This is a genomic window from Mesorhizobium sp. ArgA1, assembly GCF_053714375.1.
Genome location: NZ_JBSKBQ010000031.1, coordinates 1 through 22,241 on the forward strand (window position 1 = coordinate 1; position 22,241 = coordinate 22,241).

Genomic DNA, 22,241 nt, shown 5'->3' on the forward strand with positions numbered 1-22,241 from the left:
CTCCAACAGATGGCGCGCGGCCTGCCTCCGCCGCTCAGCGCCGCAGCGCCCGCGGCCGTCGCAACGCTCGAAAGCGTGAAACACCATCTTTGGCATGGCAACGTCGGCAGAGCACTCATCCTTGTTGAGGACCGATGGGTTTGATCTCATCGCCGATCCGCCGCCAGAGGTGCGCAAGCTGCGCCGGTACCCGTTGGAATTCAACCGCTACATCGAAAATAACGCCGATCTCATCCCGAATTACGCCGAACGGCACCGCTATGGCGAGGTGGTGTCGACGGCTTTCGTCGAGTCAACGGTCAACCAGGTGATCGCGCTCCCCGCGGTGACTCTGATCATGCCGCGACCGCCTGGTCCGGAGTGAAGACGTGGGGCAGATAGTTCATCAGCGTCTGGCCATCGGCACTGCGGCTGAGCTCAATGGTGATCAGCCGGTCGTTCTGGAACGCCGGGCTGAGCTCGAGTGAGAGATAATCGAACAGCGGCTTCTCGTGCACCGCAATAATGATCTGACGCTGTAGGTTCGACTTGGCCAGCGTTCTGAGCAGTGCGGTGAACTGGGCAATATGGACCTCGTCCATGCTCTGCACGGGATCGTCGATCACGAGCCAGGGGAGGTCGGGGGAAACCGAAAGATGTAGAGCGAGGAAAAGCGTAAGCGCGGCCGTGTTGAGATTGCCGGCACTCAGCATAGCGCGGGGATCGCCGCCCTTGCCGCCTGAGCGATACCAGGTCTCAAGAACTGCCTCGACCGGGCCGCCATTGGTTTCGGGGACGGCAAAGGCAGGGACAAATGGCTCTTCCGGCGCCAGCCGCACGAAGAGGTCGCGCCACACCCGGTTCAGCGAGCCATTGAAGACCTTCCTGACAATGGCGGTCCGGGCTTCTCCCGCGCGCTTTGCCAGCTCACGAGCGTGAAGAATTAGGCGGTCCGCGCGATCTTTCGCGGCATTCAGCCGGCCGAGGCGACCCTGTGCGGCTCCCGTTGCGTCAACGACAGGCTGCCTGGAGGCATTGAGGCGCTGCACTTCAAGGGCGTTCCCCGCCATTTCACGGCGGATCGTCTGGTTCGCAGTATAGGTTTCGACGAGGCGTGACGCCTCGGCGGCAAAGCGCGACAGAGCGGCCGCAATGTCTTCGGTGGGGCCGAGAGACGCCAGGCCGAGCTCCGAGCCGAAGCGCTCTACCGACTGCCGCAACGCCGTGCCACCCTGGTCCTGAACGGCGAGATCTGAAAGCGCACGAGAAGCCGCAGCGGCCTCACCCATAAGGCGTTGACCTTCCTCCACGTCGCTGGTCATGCCGGCCAGTGACAGGTCGACTTCCTGCAAAAGCGCCACCCGGGTTCGAAGCGCGTCTCGATTGGTGGCGTCGAGGCGTCGCCCCTGGACCTCGCCGAGCGCTCGCTCCGCGACGGCGACAGCCGAGAGGGATGAGGCCCGGTCCCGGCTCAGAGCCTGGAGCTGCCCGGCAGCAGCGGTGAGCTCTGCTATCCGCGCAGAGACATGGGACTGCAGCGGCTCCTCTGAGGTCTCTTTGAAATTGCGACCGCAGACCGGGCAGTCGTCGCTATGGATATGAGGCAGCACCCCACTCAAGGCCTGGGCAAGGGCACCGGCCTCCGATGCGAGGTTCGAGATTTGCCGCTCCAGTGCCTGTACGCGCGCCCGACCGCGTGTGACGTCGCCTTCATGATCGGCTTCCAGCTTGGCGTCGGTTGCGTCCTTGTCGAGCAGATCCTTGCAACGCCGCAGCTCTTCGCGCACCGCTTTTGTCGCCGCGGCATGTGCCGGCTGGGGTCCGGCGGCGCTCACTGACGGAAGGTCGGAGAACAAAGGAATGAGCCGTTCGAACACGGCCTCAAGCGCGGCTCCCTTGGCAGCAGACCAGGCCGCGATTGCCCGGCCGGCGTTCTCGCTCCTAGGCTGCGCGGCGGCGCGCTCACGAGCAATGTCTGTGCCTGCGATCTGCTGCCACTGCAAGCCAGCGGCTTCAATCTCGCGACGCAGCGTCGTCAGCCTCAGGAGTTCGCTCTGCTCGGTGTCGCCGACAGCTGGGCCAGTAACCGGACGGCCGCCAATTAAGACCAGCCGTTTTGATAGAGTGTCGTTCTGCTCTTCGAGCTGGCGGATCCTGATATCGGTCTTCTCCAGTTCGGCATCGAGGCGGTCCCGTTCGCCCTCGACCTGGGGAATGCTGTCCCTGGTCTCGCCATATCCCGGAACACCGCTTCGCAGCCGCCGCACGTCACCCGCATCATGCAGGCCATCGATGATGGCATCGAGGTGATCGAGGCCCAGCAGATCCTTGACGAACTTGGTCAGGGCGGAATCCGAGCGCTTGACTGAGTCTTGGTAGAGTTCGAGAAGGCGGCCAAGCGATGATTGCGCGAGAAAGCAGCGCTCTGCATAAAAGCGAGCGAGATCGGCCCCAAGCAGCGCGTCTCCCATTATCGCATCCTCGGTCACCTCGAGGCTCGTCTCATTGCGATCGAGGCCACTGGTCTCAATCTTGAGCTTGGCGGACTTGGCGTCCTTGTGGACCAGGTGGCCTGCATAGTCGGGGTCGACTCGTTTGAGAGACGCTACTTGGCCCGACAGGGCCAGCTCGATGGCCGAAAGCAGACTTGTCTTGCCCGCGCCGTTTGCGCCGTGGATGAGGACGATGGGAGCATCCAGCGGAACCGTGATTGTCCCCTTGATGCTGCGGAAATTTGTGAGGGTGATCGAACTCAACTGAGCAGCGATCATTCCGAAGCTCCCTGTGTTAGCTCAGGCCCGATATCAATGTCTTCTTCCGGTTGGATTTCAACCTCGATGGCCGCGTTGAGAAGCTCGTGCAGATGTTGCTGGACGCTATCTGCGCCTTGGTTCGCGAAGGCAACCAGCCCGACAATGTTCTGGTCAAGATCGGCAGATCTGCTGACGATCGAGCTCAGAGATTCCGCCGTATCGCTGCTCGGTTCAGGGAGCTTGAGCGGCAGCAGCACAGCAAGCCAGTTCTCCAGCAGAGCAGTTGTCGCTCCATACTCGGTAACACCGACGGGGAGCACACGGCAGACCTTCGTCATCGCATCAAGCGTGGCGGCGGAGGGCTTCGGCCCGACGAGTATGGTTGTCAGGGGGCGTTTGGAGCGGGTGACGTCGAGCGCGCGAGCCACCCCCTCCACCTTCCGAAGAATTCTCTGTTCAGTGTCGAAGGCCATGTCTGCGACAAGGATGAGATCGGGCGACGGACTTTCGCCGACCAGGGCGGCCGGAAGTTCGAACGACAGGCCGGCGATCGACAGCGGGACTGGCAGCAAGCGATAGCCCACATCCGAAAGCAACTCGACGACCGCCTCGACTGGCGTGGAACTGGTCATATCGCCGCCTCCGACCGAAACTGCTGCAAGAGATCTGCGGCACCGGTCGCGTGCTGGAGCAGGTCATAGATGCTGACTTCCCGCAATCCCAGTACGCCGGTCCTTCCGGGGGCGCTCCTGGGCGAGCGCGGCATCGGCGGTGGCTTCTCGGCACTATATACCAGGACCGCGTCCTCGTTGTCGTCGATATGGCCATTCTGCTGCAGCCGGATCGCCGACCGCCCGTTGGCCGCAAGAACAAGCTTGGTGCTGGCCGACGCAGTCGCCACTTTGACAGCACCCGAGGCCGGGTCACCGGGATCGCTCTCGGCCAGCGTCCAGGTGCCGTCCCGAAGGCCGAGCCCGAGCAAACCGGCGAAGACTGCGATCTCGGGAAAGCCTGACGAGGGTAGGGTTTGGTCCGCAGCAATCTGATGAAGCGGTAGAGATGTCAGAGGGTTGTAGCGGCGCGGCGCGACCCCAGCGGCACCGTCCCGGAACATGGTCATGATGCGCGAGGTGTGGTCAACAAATTTACGGAGGAACTGCAGGCGATCGCCGGTGTCGAGAGTCGCCAGATAGTCCCGCAGTGCCACCACTCCCTGCTGCAGGGCCGTGCGCGCAGCGGGGTCGATGGCTCCTGGGACCGTGCCCACCATGACCTGCATCTTGTCGGCGATGACCGACAGAACGAGCGCGAGCAGAAGCGGGTTGGCGTACGCTTTGACGAGCGACTGCTCGTTGATCTGGTCGCGAGTCGCCGCCGTATAGGTCTGCGGATAGACGTTCCTGAGCAGTCCCTCCTGGTCGGCGCCAACCTGTTCTCCCGAGAAGACGAAGCTGGGCCTGTTGCCAGGCCAGGGCCAGCGCATCACGGACTCCGCCTTTGCGAAGAAGGCCTGGATGTTGGAGTCCTGAGCCGACAGCCCCATCATAATGGTTGGCTTCGAAACGGCAATATCGAGCAAACGGTTGATCACGGCCTGATTCTCGGGCGCCGCGGCCCAGCGGTTGATCTGCGAATAGCGCCCGACAAGAAACGGCCGGTAAGTCCCCTCATCGGTAACGGCCAACACCGCGCAGCCGTGAAACTTGATGATCTGACCGGTAAGCGCCGGCTGACGAAGATCCTCAGCGCGAACGCAGACCACGAGCTTGGGAACGCCTCCCGTGAGTTCGGCAACAGCCTTCTCGACCAGCCCGTCCCAGTTCGCTGTGGCGATGCTGGACGCACTGCCCTCCAGAACTAGAATGCCCATACACAGATGCTCGACATCTGGTTCGATGGCGGGGTTCGCGAAGGTGGCGGGGACGCCCACGCCGTCCCACAGCAGATAGTCGTCGGCCTTGCCGGCAACGGTGATGTCGAGCAGCCGGGCATAATTGTTGGTCAGCCGCGCGACAATGGCGGCATGGTCCGGCCAAGTAGCGAAGCCAAGGGTGAGATCAAGCCTTGCCCATTCGTCGGCCGACAGCGGGGCGAGGCCGAGGGCACGCTTGAGGGATGCATTATAGGGGCAGTTGGGGTTAGCCGGATCGATCTGTTGCCGCAGAAACTCCATCACCCGCGCGATGATCCGCTTCAGGCCATCTACCCGGCCGAATGAGATGCCCGAGCCGAGCCAGAAGGCATACTGGTCCTCGGCGATTCCCGTCGCGACGCTGCGAAAGGGACCATCGAGGATGTCGAGGGTTTGACGAACGGAAATCGTTGAAGCGCTTGGCGCAGTTGGCATGTTTGGGCTTTCGACGCATTGATATGATATTGACCGTAGATGAGCATGGCGGGCGCGGCTAGATAGAGGCACCGCCAGTAGAGCCATGCTCCGCGGCAGACCCCCTATTCCGACGTTTCGGCGGCCGGCACATCTGTAGTGATCGTCGTCTGCAGTTTTTCAATGCGCGCAAGGATCTTATCGAACGAATAAGATATCTCGTCGAACAGCCCTTGTTCCGACCCCTTTCACTGCGGTCGCGCATCAACATCTCGAACAGGGGACGGCAGAGCTTCTGTCGCCGCCGCCCGTGACGAAGTCCATACGATCGGCTGCCTTCTGAGGCGGAGCCAAAAGGCTGCACGCCATGCGTCGAATTGGCGCGGCTCGACTCAGGCGCTCAGGCGGCCGACTGCTGAGTTTCGACCGGCGCCAGCTCGGCCACTGCGTCGAGCATCGGTTGCGGATGCTGCTCGGCAGAGGCCGCTGGCGCAATCTCGGCTGCGGTCGGCGCCTTCCGCTCCGCCTCGGCGAGGCGGTCGATCCTAAGTGAATCCTTGAGGGCTGCCAGCGCCGGTATGAGCTTTTCCATTTCCGCAACCGGGCGAGCTGGTTCGTCGTCGAGCCGGTGGTCGCGGCGGATCTGCTGGATCGATCGCTGGATCGCATCCGCCTCGACGGAACCATCTAACAACGCCTCGACCTTCTCAAGCAGGTTCGAGACCCCCTCTCGGGTTGCAGTCCGGGGATGGTCGCGAACGAACAACTGCTGTTCGCGGTCGACCAAGTGACTTAGCCGGTCGCGTCCTGCCTCACCTTCCGCACTGCGGCGCAGCCGATTCAGCTCCACGAAAAGCCGACGCATGCGCGCGAGATACACATCGATGTCCGCAGAGTATTCGGCCGGACGATCCTCGCACAGGCTGACCACGGCACGTGCAAAAGGCAGCTTCTCAATCCTCACATCCTTCTCGGTCAGAACGGCCTCGAGCTTTTTGAAGAGGCCGCACACCTGCTCGCCGCGTTCCAGATCAGCGGCAGAAACCATTGCCGCCCTGCCTGCGCGATACATCGCGAGCTCCTGAAGGCATATATTCGCAGCGGCGGCGGCAATCGAGGCTGGGACCATATCCTCGATCTCGGCGATCCCCGCGACGTCCTGCCCGACCTTGCCCAACTGCAGGACAAGGTCCGACGACAATAGGCTGCTCATCGGCTTACGCTTTAGAGCCTTGACCGCGTCGTCCCCGGCCGCATCCGAATCCACCAGCACTACGACCGGCGGCTTCTCCGCATCCCGGCCGCGCACGAGGTGGACCATGTAGGGGACATGGCTCGCCGACCCGCATGGCACGATCACGATACTGTTCAGGTCGAGGGAGTCGTTCTCGGGCGCACCCAGCTTCCGGATGGCCCGCGATGCGCCCGCCAACAGCACCTGCTCCGTGATGCCCTCTACCAGCAAGTTAGCCGACCCGACGAAGGCGGTCTCCCCGACATAGGAACCGAATGCGGAGCGCAGCGGCTCATAATGGTTCTGGGCGGCATTATCGACCACCAGCGTTCCATCGCGGCCTCGCCCCTTCTCGAGGACACGGATGCGCTCCGCGTGATTCTTGTCGATCAGAAATGGCGAGTGGGTCACATAGACCACCTGGATACCCGGGCGATCCGGCTGGTCGTCCGTTAGGTCGCGCAGGATGCGCATGAGGTCCTGCTGCGCTTCGGCGGACAGATACGTGTCTGGCTCGTCCATTAGCAGGATCCTTTCCTGCGATCCTGGCCGGTGTGCCTGAGACTGGATCAGGTATGACAGGAAGTATTTCAGACCGCTGCTGCGCTCTGCGAACGTGTATTCCGTCCCCGTGCGGTCGCGGATCGTGAAAACTAGGTCATGCTCGCGCGGCGCTACTCGCAGCGAGAAGTCACGGTCCTGGACCCACCAGCGGCGGAAATTCAGCGCTCGCTCGAGCTGCTCGTTGATCCGCTCAACCAGCGCGTTGGCGTATCCCTCTTGGCCGTCGGCGATCGCCTCTGAGAGTTCGGATATTGCCTCCGGGTCGATCCGTGCCATATCCAGAAGGAGGCTGCGCGCCAATTCGAGCGAGCGATGGTCCTCGTCGACCTCGGGCGGCCGGCCAAGCTCCTGCACCACCGGCTTCAGAATAGCGAAGATGCCCTGTGCATTGTTCTGAACCGAGATGTGATCCGGGCCGATCAAGCTCGTAAGCGGCTTCAGTCCGTCGAGCAGCGACGCTCGCGCGCGACGCGAGGAATGTCTTCCCATCGCGCTTCCCGAAACGAGCCAGTTGAACGGAACGCTGTCCGGCAAAGCAACGGAAGAATGGATTCGATAGGGGCTCGGAAGAATCGCGGTGAACCCCTTCGCATCGGCCCCCTTAAGCGGATAGGCCTGCCATTCGTCGCCGGCAGGGATCCATACGGTCAAGTCGTCGGGCCCTTCGCGGAACATCATGAACTCGGTAGCCACGGGCCCGCTAGCCCCGGTGGCCTGTTTAATAGAAGCCCATTCCGCCGGAGTCGCCTCAACCCAGGCCACGCCGAGGTGAGGCCAACAGCCCTCGTCCACAGTCACCCCGAAGAATTCGCAGTAGCGGCAGAGGTCGCGGCGGGCGAAGCCCTCGCCGGTAACCGCCTTCTCGATGGCGCTCAGAAGGTGGCTCTTGCCGGACTCGTTCGCGCCGACGATTGTGGTCAGAAGCTTATCGATCCGCACCTCGACATAGGGAAACCACTGGCCGCGGAAATTTTCCCATTCACCTCGCGCCTTAGCGCCCGGCTTTGCCTTGCGGATCCGGTCGAAGTTGAACGACTTATAGAATCGCGCGAACACAGTCGAAATTTTCATGCCAAGTCCCCCAGGTCTGACTTAGACTGCCTGACCTTCTCCTATTGTTCAACATACTTTGGGTCCGCGATCCTTCGGCCCAAAGCCCTCCTCGATCCTCCGTCTCCCAGCTTCGGCGCCGTCGAACGCGGCTGGACCAAGTTGGGCCGCGATCTTCTTGCTCTCGCTGGACGGATTCGAGTGGAACGGTGCGGGCCGCCGCACCGTCGCCAAGGAACGGGCGAGGACGGTATAACCTATCGGCCTCGACGTGGTCACAGTATCTTTGCAACAGAGAAGTAAGGATCGGCTTCGAGGTTCAGGGCAGAGATCTTGGCCTTCAAAAGCCGGCGAAGGTCGACGCGTTGGTCGAGCACGGCCCGCAGATCGAAGCCTTCCATCAAAAAGATCGCCTTGTCTGGATTCTGCTTGAGGAGTGGCACGACGTGATCGGACCAGCCCTCGACTGACAGGAACACGCCCATCGTTTGACGGCCGGAACGCGCCACCTGACCGGCCAGACCATCGAGCTGGCGGATATCGGCGAGCTGCACACGCCAACGGCATTCGACGATGTAGTGCCAACCCTCCAATTCGAACGCGGCGTCGATCTGCTCGCCCCCGCCATTTCGACGGAAGGCACGAAGGACGGGTATCCCGTGCAGGTCGAAAGTGCGGTTCAGCAGGTCCTCGAGGAAATAGCCGCGCTGCTGATGATCGCTCGACATAGTCGCCTGATCGAACTGCGCCAGAAGCAGGGCACTTTGTCGGCCGACTGTCTCCCTCTGGTCGCGACGGCGTTGTTGAACTGCGGCCTCCCTAAGAGCTTCAGCCTCCTCGCGCTCGCGAGCGTCGGCCCCCTCGAGGATGCCACGCATCTCGCGGGCCTTCTGGACGACCGCGCGAGCCTGGTATTCGTTTTGGGCGAGATGAAACGCCGACCAGTCGGCTGCGATGGCTATGATATTGCGCACCGCGGCGCGATCGGCTCCGGTTGTGGCCAACTCTTCAAGCACAATGGCGCCGGCATCGCGTTTCGAGCGCTTCTCGCCTGTGGCCGGATCCCGCTCCTTGAGGAAGCGACGGATCAAATCCTCGGAAACTCCGGCTCGACGAAGGACTTGATCAGCCGCAGTCTTCTTGACATAGACCAGTGTGGCAATCGCTTCCAGCGCCAAGCGGCGCGCGTCAGCGTCGGCGGTTCCGGTAAAATCAGCACCGGCGCTCATTCGACGTCCCCCGCTTGCATCGCGCGTAAATCTGCAAGGAAACGGGCGGCGACATCCGCCGCGTGAGATGCGGTGCTCGCGTCGACATCGACGCCGTGCGCTGCTCGGTTAAGCTCCTGTAGGGCGGTCTGGAACTGGCGCACGTTACGCGGAGCCCTTCCGTTGCGCTCCAACTCGGCAAGGGTTGCCCCGATCGAGAGCGGACGTTCGGGCAAGCCGGTTTCCTCAACCAACATTCGCAACTCACGTTCCATTTCGATGCGCAGCTTCACAAGCGACATAAGCGGGAACTCGCGCGCAAATTCGGCTACGGTTGGGAGTTCCGCCTGGAGAGGCTCCGGCAACGCGGCAGATAGTCGATACTCCGCGATACCCATAGGCTTCGTGCTGTCGCGCAATGCGTACTCGACGATGATCTCGTTCTTGCCTTTGCACAGGATAATCCCGATGCTCGGGGCGTCGGCCTCGTGCCGCAGTTGGTCATCCACAGCCGACAGATAGAAGTTCATCTTACCTGCGAATTCTGGTTTGAATTCTTCTATTTTCAGCTCGATCACAACAAAGCAGCGAAGGCGCAGATGGTAGAATAGCAGGTCGACGTAATAGTCCTGACCTCCGACCTCGAGGTGATATTGGCTCCCGACGAATGCGAAGCCCTTGCCCAGCTCGAGGATAAGGGCGCGAAGGTGCTCCAACAGTCCTTGCTCCAGCTCGCGCTCCGACATCTCCGGGCCCAGCGAAAGGAAGTCGAAGCTGTAAGGGTCTTTCATGAGTTCTTGTGCGAGGTCAGACTGAGGTGCGGGAAGTGTACGGGCGAAGTTGGTCAGCGCCTTACCTTTCCGCCCAAACAGGTCACTTTCAATTTGGTGGGCCAAGACGTTCCGGCTCCAACCGTGTTCGGCAGCTTGGCGGGCATACCAAAGCCGTTGCTCGCCGCTCTTTGTGCCCTCGACGAGTTTGATGGCATGTCCCCAGGGCAATCGTGCAACAACCTGTTGCACGATTTCGCGCTCCGGAAAGGCCTCGGCGAACGCCCTCATGTATTTCAGGTTTCGGGAGGACAGACCCGTCATCTCCGGGAAGTCGCGGCGTAGGTCAGCAGCCAGGCGATCAATGATCCGCGCCCCCCAGCCAGCATCGCTTTGTCTGTTCAAGATGTCGCGGCCGATGCTCCAATAGAGGAGGATCAGCTCTTGGTTGACGGAGAGAGCGGCCCTGAGGCGAGCTGTGCGAATGCGCTCCTTCAACTCGGAGAGCAATGAGGCGTAGCCGTCTTTGCCTGAGGCGGGAAAAGTTTCAGTCATGAGTCGAATTTAGCAGGATGCGCGCGGAAAAGCATGGAAGCAATGCTTGCTCTCCGCGACAACTTTCAGGCAGCGTGTGGTGGACCGCGAACGTCTGGCCCTCCGTCGCGCTGGACGCTCTGGTGGACTGTCGAGATCCCCACCGCAAAGCTCCTCGCGCCCCGTCTTTAGTCAACCCGATCCTCATCCCGTTTGGAAAATCTCGGCATAATATCGCCGGCCAACAGCTTCTCCTTCGACAGCAGCCCGGCGTCCTCGAGCGCCTCGAAATCCGGCAGCTGCCGCAGCGTGTCGAGCCCGAACTGCGACAGGAAGTTTTTGGTCGTCACATAGGTGTAGGGCGCGCCTTGAGTGGGGCTGCGCGGCCCCGAGGCGATGAGGTCCTGTGCGCGCAGCACGCCGATCAGGTCGCGCGACACCTCCTTGCCAAAAAAGCTCGACAGCTCGCCACGCGTGATCGGCTGGAAATAGGCGATGCACATCAGCACGAGAGCCTCCGCCTGCGATAATTCTTTCGCCTCCTGCCCGGCCGTGCCAAATGCACTGCGGATGACGTCCCCAAAAGCCTTTTTGGTGCGGTGCTGCCAGCCGCCGGCGACCGACACCAACTCATAGGGGCGGCCGGCGAGCTCGGCGCGGATGTCGTCGATGACCAGCTCGAGATTGCAGTTTTTTCCCACCACCCGCGCCAGCACCTCGCGCGGCACAGGCTCGCTGGCGGCAAAGATCACCGCTTCGACGCGGCCCATCCACTCGCGCCAGCGCAGTTCTGGCGGCAGATGCTCGAGCTCGGTGTCCAGCAACGCCGGCTGGTTGTTTTCCCTGCTGCGGGCGGAGGCTGTGCTCATCCCTAGAGCCCGTAGAGGCGAAAGGTGGTGCGGCCCGACAGCTCGCGCACGGCCTCAAGCTGTTGCAGGCGCTCGAACAGGCGCCGCGCGGCAAAGCGCGACAGGTTCTTTGCCACAAGCGATCCGGCGACGGCGTCTTCATTGAGGAGCAAAAAAATCACGTCGCCGGCGCCCTTGGCGCGCAGTTTTGGCGCGATGGCGAGGAGCCTTTCGGCACGGCGCGACAGCTCGGCGGCCAGCCGGCAGGCCGCGGCCGCCGCTTGAACCAGGGCCAGGCACACCGCGCGTTCAAAACTTTTGTCCCCGGGTCGGACGCGCTTGCCGCCGCCGGCTTCGGCGCGAAAAGCCGGGCCAAAGGCCTGCGCCATCAGGAGCGGCAGCGGCCGTGGCCAGCGCAGGCTTTGCGCCAGCACCAGGTCGGCGAGCCACCAGGCCAACAGCTCGGCATCCGGCCGCATGGCGACGACGCGGGCAGCGATTGCCGCCGCGGCGAACGGCGCCGGCCACTGCGACCCGGCCGCATTTTCGATGTGAATGCAGAGGTCGACGAGAGCCTCATCGTCCCAGGCGAGCCCGAGCATCTCGACCATTTTTGCCAGCCGATCGGCGCTGACCGCCGGCGGCTGCAGCGCCAGTTGCCGCCAGGCCCCAAAAATGGCGCCGGCGGGACCGGGATCGGCGCCGGCCGGGCAAAGCAGCCAGGCGTCGCGCAAGGCTGCTTCGTCCTCGGCGCGGCCGGCGAGCCGCATGCTGGCGGCGGCACACCGAAGCGCCAGTCGTTGCCGCCACGCGCCGACCCAGGCAGGCTGCGCCCGGGCGAGCGTGTCGAGCGAAGCCAAAGCGGCGCCGGCCTGGAAGGCGGCGTCAGCGTCGCTGGCGTCACGGGGGAGCGCGAGCGCCCAGGTCGGAACGGTGGGCGGCGCAGAGGAACTGGCGGTCGCTGGATCGAGGCGAATCATGTGTTTGGAGGGTAAAGTGCCCGTGCGCTTTATGCCATCAATTTCGCGCCAAAACGCACAGCTTGTCGGTAATACAAAACGAATGATAATGTTGCCTTATCATTCGTTTTGCCGATGTACGGCATCAATCTGTACAATTTGACGCCAGGCGCGCCAAATGATACACGGACGGCTCCGCCAACGAAAGGATTCGGCCCATGCCCCGCGCCGCCGTCAGCGACAGCCAGCGCATGTCGTTTCGCATCAAGCCCGCCGACAAGGCGGTGATCCTGCGCGCCACGCAGCTTGCCGGCGCGTCGGGCATCACCGACTTCGTTCTGCGCACGGTGCTTGAAGCCGCCCGCGAAATCATCCAACGCAACGATCGCATCGTGCTTTCCGAGCGCGACGGGCTGCGCGTGCTGGAGGCGCTGGAAACCCCCCCTGCGCCGAATGAGCGGCTCGTCGCCGCCGCCAAAGCGCTGCCGGCCGACCTGTGAGCCTGCCGGTCTGGCGCGAAGAGCCGGTCGCGCGCCAGGACCGCGCCGGCTTCGATTGCGGGGATCAGGACCTCAACGGGTTTCTGCGCGCGCATGCGCGCCGCAATCACGAGCGCGGCGCCTCGAAGACGTTTCTGGCCGTTTCGAGGCAGGAGGACACCATCCTTGGCTACTACACGCTGAGCCCCGCCGCCGCCGAGTTCGAGCGCGTCCCCGAAAAGTTGCGCAAGGGGCTTGGCCGCTACGAGGTCGGCGGCTTTCGCCTGGCCCGTCTCGCCGTGGCGCGCTCGGCACAGGGTCAGGGGTTGGGCGGCCAGATGTTGCTGGCCGCGGCGCTACGCTGCATCCGGGCCGCAGCCGAAGTTGGCGGCACGCTGATGTTCATTGACGCCAAGAATGATCGGGCGGCGGCCTGGTATCGTTCATACGGTGCGCTGGGGCTGGATGATCGCCCGCTGACCCTGTTCCTGCCGCTGGCTTCGTTCGAAGCCGCGCTGCGTCGTGCCGGAAGGCTTTGAGCATAACCCCGACTGCAAGCGCGGACGAGGATCTGCCTGATGTGGTCGATATCGTGCGGGCAATGGCTATTGAATCGCCGGAAGCGTCGCGGCAAGCAGAACTGCGGGCGCCAAGTCGTGACCCCGCCGAAGTCGCCTGCCCTCCCCTATCGGTTGCTACCCTGCTCCGTCGTCAGGACGATCGCCAGGACCAGGCAAGGTCGGTCCTTGTCACCCTCCTCCTGAGAGGTCGGCTTTGTCCCTCGGCCGCTGCGGATGCCGAAAGATCGCCTGCTCATGACGCCCGAAGTCTCAGCCCATCGGCTTATGGACCGCATCGAGGCCGTGGATCGTGAGTTCAGCCTGCCATTCGGCTAGTTCTTCCTGATGACCCACGGCCACTGGGTCGCCCCCGATGTCGCACTGGCGATCGCGCAAGGCCTGAAGGCTGAGCGCGGGCGCTTGCCCGACCGCGACACCCGCTTGCTGCTGCGCTGGGCCGAGCGAACCTACGGCTTTTGAGGGCAAGGCGGATGCGCGGCTTTGGCTCCCGGGCACTCCAGTCCGATCCGGGAGACGCGCCGCCCTGCAACGGCGACCCTGAAGTTGCCCCGCAGCCCGCGAACGACAGGACGCACGCGGGCAACGTCGCGTGCGGCAGCAACAAAGTGCTGCGCGTTTTGCAGGTGATCGTTGGTGGACAAATCGGCGCGTAGATCGCACCTTAGGTCGCACAGAATCGTACGCCATGACATTCCGATAGCGAGATTGATGGGCAATCCCCGCCATTTTATGAAGCGCACCGATCCGGCCGAGACCGATGATTTGCCGGACATTGTCGATCTCGTGATGGAGATGGGCCATCCGACGCAGCATGAGCAGCGCGGTGGTGAGGAGGGAGTCCCCTCCCCTTCTCTGCCGATTCGAGCAAAGCAACAAGAACGGTTGCCAGGGCACCTCGAGCGGCTGGCGGACCGCGCCCGCGACTATGTCGAGGCGGCGAGCTCAGCCAACACACGTCGCGCCTACGCCGCGGATTGGAAACACTTTTGCGCCTGGTGCCGTCGCCAGTCTTTTGAGCTGCTGCCTCCGGACCCGCAGATCGTCGGGCTCTACATCACGGCGCAGGCCTCGGCGCGAGGAGCAGACAAAAAGTCGGTGTCGACGATCGAGCGTCGCCTGTCGTCCTTGACCTGGAACTATGCACAACGTGGCCAGCCCCTCGATCGGAAGGATCGCCATATCGCCACCGTGATGGCCGGTATCCGCAACAAACATGCCTCTCCTCCCCGGCAGAAGGAGGCCGTGCTGCGCCACGATTTGATCGCCATGCTGGAGACCCTCGACCGCGGCACGCTGCGGGGCTTGCGCGACCGCGCCATGCTGCTCCTTGGCTTCGCCGGCGGTCTGCGGCGCTCCGAAATCGTCGGTCTTGATGTCGGCCGCGACCAGACGGAAGACGGCGGCGGCTGGATTGAATTTTTCCCGGACAAGGGCGTGCTGGTGACCTTACGGGGTAAGACCGGATGGCGCGAGGTCGAGGTCGGCCACGGCTCTTCCGATGCCACCTGCCCCGTCGTCGCCTTGAAGACATGGCTGAGACTAGCCCGCATTGCGCATGGGCCGTTGTTTCGGCGCGTCACCGGCCAGGGCAAAGCCATGGGTGCGGATCGCCTCAACGATCAGGAAGTCGCTCGCTTGGTCAAACGCACGGCTTTGGCCGCCGGCGTGCGTGGCGATCTGTCGGAAGGCGATCGCGGTCAAAAGTTTTCCGGGCATTCACTGCGCGCCGGCCTCGCCTCCTCGGCCGAGGTCGATGAGCGCTATGTGCAGAAGCAGCTCGGCCACGCCTCCGCAGAGATGACGCGCAAATACCAGCGCCGGCGCGATCGGTTCCGCGTCAATCTCACCAAGGCAAGCGGACTGTAGGAGGCAAGGGGGCTCTCCCCTGCCTGCCTGACCCGGGGCTTTCTGTCTTGTGGCGACGAGACCTCAACCGTTCGGTGTGATCAGTTTCATCGACGGAAAATAGGTACGGTAGCGGCCGACGTCGCGGGTGAGCAGCGGCAGACCGTTGACGGCGGCATGGGCGCCAATGAAGAAGTCGGGGAGCACGCCGGTGCGCGATCCGCCCGACCTGCGATATTGGGTAAAGACCTTTCCAGCCAGAAACAGGGCATCGCGTGGTATCGGTGCAATTTCGAGACCCGCCTCATCAATAAACGCGTCGAGGTTCTCGATGCGGTCGTATCGAACGGCCAACTCGGCATAAACGGCATCGTTGATCAGTAAAGGTCCATTGAGGCTCGCCGCCTCAAGTTGCGCGAGCGTCCAATCCGCCCACTTCGGATCATCGGTGACAAGGTCGAGCAGGATGTTGGCGTCGACGAGCGTCACGCTTCGCCGCGCGTTAGCGCCATGATCGCGTCCGTATCGAGCCCCCTCCCGGCATGTCCACGCAATTTGGCAAAGCGGCTCGCCGGCAGCTTTCTGTCAGCACGCGCAAGCACCACGCTGCCATCGGCGGCGCGCAGGAAATCGACCTTGCTGCCTGGAACGATACCGAGAAGGTCGCGGACCGGTTTCGGGATGGTCACCTGTCCTTTGGCTGTGACTGTCGTGGTCATGTTCACACCGATGTAATACGCGATCTTCAGAAGGTATTACCGCGCGCGGCGATCCGCAATCCTTGGCTGGCGGAAATTGCAGCTCGAACTCGCCTTTCCTCGACGCCAAAGCCACGCACCTCCTCCGCAGCGCTTCCGTCCGTGTCAATCTCACCAAGGCGTCAGGCCTCTGAAAAGTCCTCCTCCCATCCCCCGCTCGTTCGCTTGTGACGAAGCGGTCAGTTCTCAGGCGACGACAATACCTCAACGAGGACAGCGAGCGCTGTATCCGACGTCGGCGGCCGACGCGTCGTAGTCAGGCATGATCATCAACTGCGCTATGGCACGACCCACAAACTCCGGGTTTAGCTTTTCCAACCGATCCTTGGTCCGAGAAACCTGCTCCGGGAACGCGCGCAGAGCGTTGACCACGGGCTCCAATTGGGACCGCGCTGCAGCAGCGATGTCGAAAATGTCGCGCGGCTTGGCTTCCGATCCCTGTAGTAGACTTTCTTGGCAATGATCTCGGGAACGGTCTCGAGCATCACGCCCCTACCCTCAACTTCACGCATCTCAATTGGTGTCGGCGTCAGCGCGCCGGCAACGATGAAGTCGCTCTCCCCGACGTCCTCGAAGGCGAATTTCTGGAATCTCGACCCATCGCCCTGATATTCCGATGGCATCAGCTCAATCCGCACGCGGCTTCTGGACGGGTCGATGAAGCCGAGCAGTGAGGGTCATCTAGGAAAATATAATGGCTTCACGATGACCGATCTGGATCATCATGGCCGTGCCACCGCCGAACGACCGTTCGAAATCGTAGCCGCTCGCATTCTCCCGAAGCTGCTCAATGAGATCGACGGCGATGCTAAAAAGCCACCCCCATTCGGAAGGGTGTCGGCTATCGTACTCGGACCATCCCGCAGCGAGCAGGTAGCTCTCGCCAGACCAGGCAGAGAAGGCCGCGGCAAGCGCCTTCAAGTCGGGGACGGGTATATCGTGCATGACAGCGAACTCGACTTGCAGTGCGGGAGAAACCTCCCCGAGAAAGGCGCTGACGTGGCCCGGGTGCTGTCTGGCGAAATCGAGGCTGGTGAGGCAATGCGCCAGCGAGTGCGGATGCCAAATGCTTGCCCATAATGGCCGTGCAGTAGTCGTTTCGAGCCGGGGACACAAGCTGCCGCTTCTTCGCGGTCGTCCGGTCCGAGACGAAGGAATGTCAGTCAGGGCCGGATCGATGTCGACAACAACTTCGCCGTCTGCGAGGGGGGGCCGATCGTTTTGTCAGCTCGTCGATCGAAGACTTCGCCACACCGACTTTTGGCATCCCAGCGAAACGCTGCTCAGCAACGACGTTCAACTCGTCAAGGCGGTTGAAACTTCTCTACGGAGCGGCAAGCTCGCCCATCCCCCTTTGAAATCACTGCGAAAAAACGGAAATTGGACTGGAGTTTATTTTTTGGCCACTGCCCGGTGATGCCGCAGTCGAACGCGGTGCTCAAGAACCTCGATCCGGTGGATGATCAAGAAGTTGGTCCCTGACTGCCCTCATTTTGACAGCCGTGCAGATCGGCGGAATGTCATTATGTATCAATATCATAACGGCCATCACACGACTATCTGATGCCTCGTGCGCCTCTAGGTGGTGCGGGCACTTATCTGATCCAAAGGACGGTTGCCGCGATGGGGACAATGGCAAGGTAGTTTCGGGCTGTCTTCTCGAACTGGAGAAGTTGGATCTTGGTGCTCAGGGCCGTGGCGCCGGCCAAGGACTGATCTTCAGATCCCCTTTTTTTGGCCCCGAGGCGTCATGGTGGGCGCTGATAATGGTGGACTCGACGATTAGATACTCATAGTCGGGATCATCCGACATCGCCGCGAAAGATGCGCCACCAAACACCCTTATTACGGCTTCACCGGCTGAACCGGTGGAAAACGCTGTTCCAATCTCCGATTGCATCGGGCAGATCGCGCCAGGGAGAGCCAGTGCGAACGATCCAAAGCACCGCTTCCACGAACAACCGGTTGTCGCGGCCCGACGAACCTCGCGTCAGCGTATCGCAGATGATGGGCGCCGATATGCGCTCCCACTAGTCGTCACGAAGAATCAGAGGGTCGAGAACACCCATGGTTGTCTCCAAAAGACAGCGATGAATCTGATTTGCTCAGCCGTGGGAAGCCTGGGAGGCCACACGACCTAGAGCTCATCGATCCCAAGGTCCCGGGCTCATCCGAGTTCATTGAACCCTGCGGCTAGGACGTAAGTCGGTCGAGTGCAATTTGCCGTTAAATTCTCTTTAACAAAAAATATGTTGCCGGGGCGAGAGAATCGGGCATTAATCACGCTTGAAAAACAATTCGCTTGAGAAAAGCGTTATTCCGGAAATTGGCAACCATGAATTTGATGCTCGACCGTGAGTTGGAGTTTGAATTTGACGAGGAGATTCTCGAGCAAGGCGAACTGATCTCCGACAAATTGAACATGTTGCGGCTCGAGCAATACCCACCGAACGCAACAAAAGGCTTGCGTCAATTTTCGTCTGTCGAGGTAGCAGAATATCTCGGTGTTACCCAAAATCACATCAAAAAGCTTCATCTCGAAGGCAAGGGACCGATCCCTTCAACGACCACATCTGGCAGGCGGACTTACACCGCTGAGCAGATGCTGGAGTTGCGGCAGTACCTCGACAAGCATGGTCGGGCCGACTTCAAACGATACGTGCCCCATCGCCGTGGCACTGAGGCACTTCAGATAATCTCCGTCGTAAATTTCAAAGGAGGGTCAGGCAAAACGACGACGGCCGCTCATCTCGCACAGCATCTGGCTCTCACGGGTCATCGCGTGCTTGCCATCGATCTTGATCCTCAGGCATCGCTGTCCGCGCTTCACGGCATCCAGCCCGAACTGGACAAGAATCCCTCGCTCTATGAAGCTCTCCGATACGACGAAGAGCGGAAATCGATCAAGGATGTTATTAGGCGCACGAATTTCCCTGGGTTGGATATCGTAGCGGCGAACCTCGAGCTTCAGGAGTACGAGTACGAAACGCCTCTAGCGGCCTCCAATAAGAACAATCCTGAAGGGCGAATGTTCTTCACTAGAATTACGATGGCCCTCAAAGAGGTCGACGATCGCTACGACGTGGTTGTCATTGATTGCCCGCCACAGCTCGGCTATCTGACTCTCACGGCGCTTACTGCCTCCACATCAGTGCTGATTACCGTTCACCCGCAGATGCTGGACATTATGTCGATGTCACAGTTTCTGCTGATGTTGGGCGGTATTTTGCAATCTATCAAAGGGGCTGGAGCCGCGGTGAGACTGAAGTGGTTCCGGTATCTCGTAACCCGGTATGAACCCACCGATGGTCCACAAGCTCAGATGGTCGGGTTCCTTCAAGCTCTATTCAACAAGCGTGTGCTCAAAAACCAGGTGCTAAAATCCACGGCAATCTCCGATGCGGGCATAACCAAACAGACGCTTTACGAAGTGGAGAAGAGCCAATTTACGCGCTCGACCTATGAGCGAGCCATGGAAAGCCTGGACGCGGTCAATTCGGAGATCACATCACTCGTGCATAATGCATGGGGACGGAAATGAATGATATTTTGACAGCCGTGCAGAACGCCGAATTGTCATTCGAAATCAAGCTGATGGTATTATGGTCCGGAGGTGGCGATGGCTAGAAAACATCTTCTGGCGAGCGTAGCCGCGTCGTTGGTGGAACCTGGGCCTGGCCATTCTGCCTCGGAAGCTCGGTCGGAATACGCCCGACGTGGCGCATCGAGGTCAATGATTCAGTCACTAGATGAAATGGCCGAAAACTCGTTGCGTATGCTCGACGGCGAAACGATCGTCTCCATCGACCCTGCGCTGTTAGACAGTTCGTTTGTCGCCGATCGAATTGGTGAAGACGACCAAGATTATCGAGACCTGAGGGAGGCTATTAGTCGTTCAGGGCAGTCCACACCGATATTAGTTCGACCCCATCCTGATGTCGCTGCACGCTACATGATCGTGTTCGGCCACCGACGCGCGAGAGTGGCGAAGGATCTAGGAATCAAAGTTCGCGCGATCATCAAACAGCTGGCCGATATTGAACACGTAGTCGCTCAAGGACAGGAGAATACTGCCCGGTCCAATCTCTCATTTATTGAAAAGGCATTGTTTGCAAGAAAGCTGGTTGGCAGTGGCATGACTAAGGACACTGTCAAATCTGCGTTGACTGTCGATGACTCGCTTTTGTCACGCATGCTCTCAGTCGCCGAAACCGTACCGCAGGTTGTTCTGGACGCTGTGGGAGCCGCAAAAGGTGTCGGGCGAGACCGATGGGAGGAACTCAAGAAATTCGTTCAGGTACCTGCCAATGCAGTGAGGGCGACTGAGTTTGTCATGACTAGCGAATTCGGCGCGGGGGAGGGCGACGAGAAATTCAATCTACTCCTCAACAATCTGAAGGCGGCGAAGAAGCCTAAAAATCCGAAGGTAACGGCAAAGCTCAGGGCTTGGGTTCCCACGGACAAATCAGTTAGCGCTGCAATCCAGAACAAGGGCAAAAAGGTAACCATTGCCTTTTCAGAGGCAAGCGGACCACGATTCGCTGAATTCATCAGTGGCCAATTGGACGCCCTCTACGAGGCGTTCAGGAAGTCGGAAAAGTAGAGAAACGGAGACTAAACCGCAAAAGAAAAAGGCCCCCGAACGGCGCGCCGTGGAAGCCTCTCTCAGAACTTAAGCACTCCGAGAATCGCATTTCCACGAATCACTGTCAAGCGTTGAGCGCTAACTTCGGCGAGCGGATTTCTTTTGCCTGATTGAAGGCGAAGAGAATGGAACTGGGAACGACGCCCTTTGGTGGGCGGCCGATGACGCTTGCGTTATTGCAGGCAAGGAATGACACCCGCGAGGTCCCTGAAGGGGCGAGTGCAGACAAGTGGCAGTTGTATCGTTGGCTCTGCGAAGGCAAGACCATCTTTGGCGTTGGTGACCGAGCCCTGGCGGTGCTCAATGGGTTGTTGTCCTTCTATCCCGACAGTGACTTGAGCGAAGAAAATGGGCTGATGGTCTTTCCCTCGAACGCGCAGCTGTCGTTGCGTGCTCATGGTATGGCCGGCGCGACGCTCAGGCGGAATCTGGCAGCTCTGGTCGACTGCGGTCTCATTGTCCGCAGGGACAGTCCCAACGGCAAGCGATACGCCCGCAAGGGGAAGGACGGCGCAATCGACGACGCCTTCGGCTTCTCGCTGGCGCCGCTGCTGGTGCGTGCCGAGGAGATCCGCTTGGCGGCCGAACGTGTTCGTGCCGAAACCAGGGCGCTGAAGCTGATGCGCGAACGGATCACACTCCAGCGCCGAGATATCCACAAACTGGTCGACGCGGCGATCGAGGAGCGTGCGCCTGGCGACTGGGGCGCCATCTGGCGACGGTTCAGGGCGATTGTGGAGGCAATTCCTCGGCGCGCTGACCTACGCGAGCTAGAGCCCATCCTTGCCGACCTGGCTGCGCTGCGCGAAGAAGTGGATATGATGCTGGAATCCTTCATGGATTCCCTGAATCCGAGCGGCAATGAGTCTCACAATGAGCGGCAGCAATCTGATTCAAACACCGACTCTATTTTTGAATTTGAACCTGCTTTAGAAAAAAGCACGGCGCGAACCGAGCCCAACCCTGAACCCGACGGGAAGCCGAGGGGTTATCCACTTGGCCTTGTGCTGAAGGCTTGCCCCGACATGGTCGATTATGCGGCCGCCGGGATCGGCAACTGGCGCGATTTCATGATCACGGCGGCCCAAGTCCGCGGCTACCTGGGGGTCTCACCGTCGGCCTATGAAGAAGCCTGCCATACGATGGGCCAGGAAACCGCCGCCGTGGTGATCGCCTGTATCCTGCAGCGCGCGCAGCACATCAACTCGGCGGGCGGATATCTGCGCGTTCTGACAGAGAAGGCGCAGGCAGGGCAGTTCTCGGTGGGGCCGATGCTGATGGCCGCCTTGCGAACGAATGGCGTGACGGCAAGGAAGACGGGATAGAATGTGGACGCATGGCACCGAGGCGCATGCTTAGCTTGGTGCCATGCGGCGATCAAGGCAGCTTACAAGAGCAGGTTGAGATGACAAAATTCGGCGTGGATTTGATGCAAGCCATGTCGGAGGCTCTGGCTCATTCACACGGCAAGGAAGTTCCTGGCATCAAAGTGCAGGGAGTGGAGGTCGGTATGGTCGATGCGAAAGCCATTCGCAAGAAGCTCGATTTTGCCCGGGACGAGATGGCGACGGTGCTGGGAACCAGGCCGTCCGGCTACAAGAAATGAGAACAAGGCAAAAGACAGCTGACTTGGGCCGCGCGCACCTTGCTTCGCATCATGGAAAAAGAGCCGGCGGTGGTGTGTTGCGTGCTTTGTCTACTGAGGATG

Annotated in this window: 20 protein-coding genes and 2 pseudogenes; 9 read left to right on the top strand and 13 right to left on the bottom strand. The window is 61.0% G+C overall.

The annotated features are described in order from the left end of the window. Positions 1 to 94 precede the first annotated feature (94 nt). Positions 95 to 364, top strand: a complete 270-nt coding sequence (locus ACWGTI_RS30240) for a hypothetical protein (protein ID WP_454590422.1) — start codon at positions 95 to 97, stop codon at positions 362 to 364. Here the strand turns inward: ACWGTI_RS30240 and ACWGTI_RS30245 are convergent. The 8 genes from ACWGTI_RS30245 to ACWGTI_RS30280 form a co-directional block, all read right to left on the bottom strand. Next, positions 336 to 2,750 (bottom strand): AAA family ATPase, encoded by a 2,415-nt coding sequence (locus ACWGTI_RS30245; RefSeq protein WP_454590407.1) that lies wholly within the window; start codon positions 2,748 to 2,750, stop codon positions 336 to 338. The two genes, ACWGTI_RS30240 and ACWGTI_RS30245, sit on opposite strands and share 29 nt — an antisense overlap. Next, entirely contained in the window at positions 2,747 to 3,364 is a 618-nt protein-coding gene (locus ACWGTI_RS30250) for a hypothetical protein (protein WP_454590408.1), read from the bottom strand. Before ACWGTI_RS30250 ends, ACWGTI_RS30245 begins: the two co-directional genes overlap by 4 nt. Beyond that, positions 3,361 to 5,079 (bottom strand): SIR2 family protein, encoded by a 1,719-nt coding sequence (locus tag ACWGTI_RS30255; RefSeq protein WP_454590409.1) that lies wholly within the window; start codon positions 5,077 to 5,079, stop codon positions 3,361 to 3,363. The genes ACWGTI_RS30250 and ACWGTI_RS30255 overlap by 4 nt, the downstream gene beginning before the upstream one ends. A 379-nt stretch (positions 5,080 to 5,458) precedes the next feature. After that, the gene (locus tag ACWGTI_RS30260; RefSeq protein WP_454590410.1) at positions 5,459 to 7,927 is read right to left on the bottom strand and encodes an ATP-dependent nuclease; all 2,469 of its coding nucleotides are present in this window, start codon (positions 7,925 to 7,927) and stop codon (positions 5,459 to 5,461) included. Positions 7,928 to 8,181: 254 nt separating this feature from the next. Then, complete coding sequence (locus ACWGTI_RS30265; protein WP_454590411.1) at positions 8,182 to 9,135, bottom strand: hypothetical protein; 954 nt, start codon at positions 9,133 to 9,135, stop codon at positions 8,182 to 8,184. Continuing rightward, positions 9,132 to 10,439 (bottom strand): PDDEXK nuclease domain-containing protein, encoded by a 1,308-nt coding sequence (locus ACWGTI_RS30270; RefSeq protein WP_454590412.1) that lies wholly within the window; start codon positions 10,437 to 10,439, stop codon positions 9,132 to 9,134. The genes ACWGTI_RS30265 and ACWGTI_RS30270 overlap by 4 nt, the downstream gene beginning before the upstream one ends. A 167-nt stretch (positions 10,440 to 10,606) precedes the next feature. Next, on the bottom strand, positions 10,607 to 11,287 hold the full coding sequence (scpB, locus tag ACWGTI_RS30275) for an SMC-Scp complex subunit ScpB (RefSeq protein ID WP_454590413.1): 681 nt from the start codon (positions 11,285 to 11,287) through the stop codon (positions 10,607 to 10,609). A gap of 2 nt (positions 11,288 to 11,289) precedes the next feature. Next, on the bottom strand, positions 11,290 to 12,246 hold the full coding sequence (locus tag ACWGTI_RS30280) for a DUF1403 family protein (protein WP_454590414.1): 957 nt from the start codon (positions 12,244 to 12,246) through the stop codon (positions 11,290 to 11,292). 197 nt (positions 12,247 to 12,443) lie between these two features. On the opposite strand from ACWGTI_RS30280, the gene ACWGTI_RS30285 reads away from it, so the two are divergent. The 4 genes and pseudogenes from ACWGTI_RS30285 to ACWGTI_RS30300 all read left to right on the top strand — a co-directional run bounded on the left by ACWGTI_RS30285 (position 12,444) and on the right by ACWGTI_RS30300 (position 15,151). Then, positions 12,444 to 12,725, top strand: a complete 282-nt coding sequence (locus ACWGTI_RS30285; RefSeq protein ID WP_454590415.1) for a type II toxin-antitoxin system TacA family antitoxin — start codon at positions 12,444 to 12,446, stop codon at positions 12,723 to 12,725. Continuing rightward, a complete protein-coding gene (locus ACWGTI_RS30290) occupies positions 12,722 to 13,243 on the top strand; it encodes a GNAT family N-acetyltransferase (protein ID WP_454577976.1) in 522 nt (173 codons plus the stop codon). The genes ACWGTI_RS30285 and ACWGTI_RS30290 overlap by 4 nt, the downstream gene beginning before the upstream one ends. A gap of 225 nt (positions 13,244 to 13,468) precedes the next feature. Further along, positions 13,469 to 13,744 (top strand): annotated as a pseudogene (locus ACWGTI_RS30295) (hypothetical protein); the annotation flags it as partial. Between the two features lie 249 nt (positions 13,745 to 13,993). Next, positions 13,994 to 15,151 (top strand): site-specific integrase, encoded by a 1,158-nt coding sequence (locus tag ACWGTI_RS30300; RefSeq protein ID WP_454590416.1) that lies wholly within the window; start codon positions 13,994 to 13,996, stop codon positions 15,149 to 15,151. A 63-nt stretch (positions 15,152 to 15,214) separates the two neighbouring features. On the opposite strand, the gene ACWGTI_RS30305 is transcribed toward ACWGTI_RS30300, so the two are convergent. The 5 genes and pseudogenes from ACWGTI_RS30305 to ACWGTI_RS30325 all read right to left on the bottom strand — a co-directional run. Next, on the bottom strand, positions 15,215 to 15,619 hold the full coding sequence (locus tag ACWGTI_RS30305) for a type II toxin-antitoxin system VapC family toxin (protein WP_454577974.1): 405 nt from the start codon (positions 15,617 to 15,619) through the stop codon (positions 15,215 to 15,217). Continuing rightward, positions 15,616 to 15,849: an AbrB/MazE/SpoVT family DNA-binding domain-containing protein gene (locus tag ACWGTI_RS30310; protein ID WP_454590417.1), complete on the bottom strand. Its 234-nt coding sequence runs from the start codon at positions 15,847 to 15,849 to the stop codon at positions 15,616 to 15,618. Before ACWGTI_RS30310 ends, ACWGTI_RS30305 begins: the two co-directional genes overlap by 4 nt. 344 nt (positions 15,850 to 16,193) lie before the next feature. Beyond that, positions 16,194 to 16,526, bottom strand: coding sequence for a hypothetical protein (locus tag ACWGTI_RS30315; RefSeq protein ID WP_454590418.1), 333 nt, complete (start codon positions 16,524 to 16,526; stop codon positions 16,194 to 16,196). Between the two features lie 43 nt (positions 16,527 to 16,569). Further along, positions 16,570 to 16,833 (bottom strand): hypothetical protein, encoded by a 264-nt coding sequence (locus ACWGTI_RS30320; protein ID WP_454590419.1) that lies wholly within the window; start codon positions 16,831 to 16,833, stop codon positions 16,570 to 16,572. A 725-nt stretch (positions 16,834 to 17,558) separates the two neighbouring features. Continuing rightward, positions 17,559 to 17,909, bottom strand: a pseudogene (locus ACWGTI_RS30325) (transposase); the annotation flags it as partial. Positions 17,910 to 18,223: 314 nt separating this feature from the next. Here ACWGTI_RS30325 and repA point away from each other — a divergent pair. From repA to ACWGTI_RS30345, 4 genes are all read left to right on the top strand, one after another. Then, positions 18,224 to 19,429 carry a plasmid partitioning protein RepA gene (repA, locus tag ACWGTI_RS30330; RefSeq protein ID WP_454577971.1) on the top strand — a complete coding sequence of 402 codons (1,206 nt, stop codon included), beginning with the start codon at positions 18,224 to 18,226 and terminating at the stop codon, positions 19,427 to 19,429. 78 nt (positions 19,430 to 19,507) lie between these two features. Next, a complete protein-coding gene (gene repB, locus ACWGTI_RS30335; protein WP_454577970.1) occupies positions 19,508 to 20,491 on the top strand; it encodes a plasmid partitioning protein RepB in 984 nt (327 codons plus the stop codon). A 167-nt stretch (positions 20,492 to 20,658) separates the two neighbouring features. After that, positions 20,659 to 21,858, top strand: coding sequence for a plasmid replication protein RepC (gene repC, locus ACWGTI_RS30340; protein ID WP_454590420.1), 1,200 nt, complete (start codon positions 20,659 to 20,661; stop codon positions 21,856 to 21,858). 80 nt (positions 21,859 to 21,938) lie between these two features. After that, entirely contained in the window at positions 21,939 to 22,139 is a 201-nt protein-coding gene (locus ACWGTI_RS30345; protein WP_454577968.1) for a hypothetical protein, read from the top strand. Positions 22,140 to 22,241: the final 102 nt, after the last annotated feature.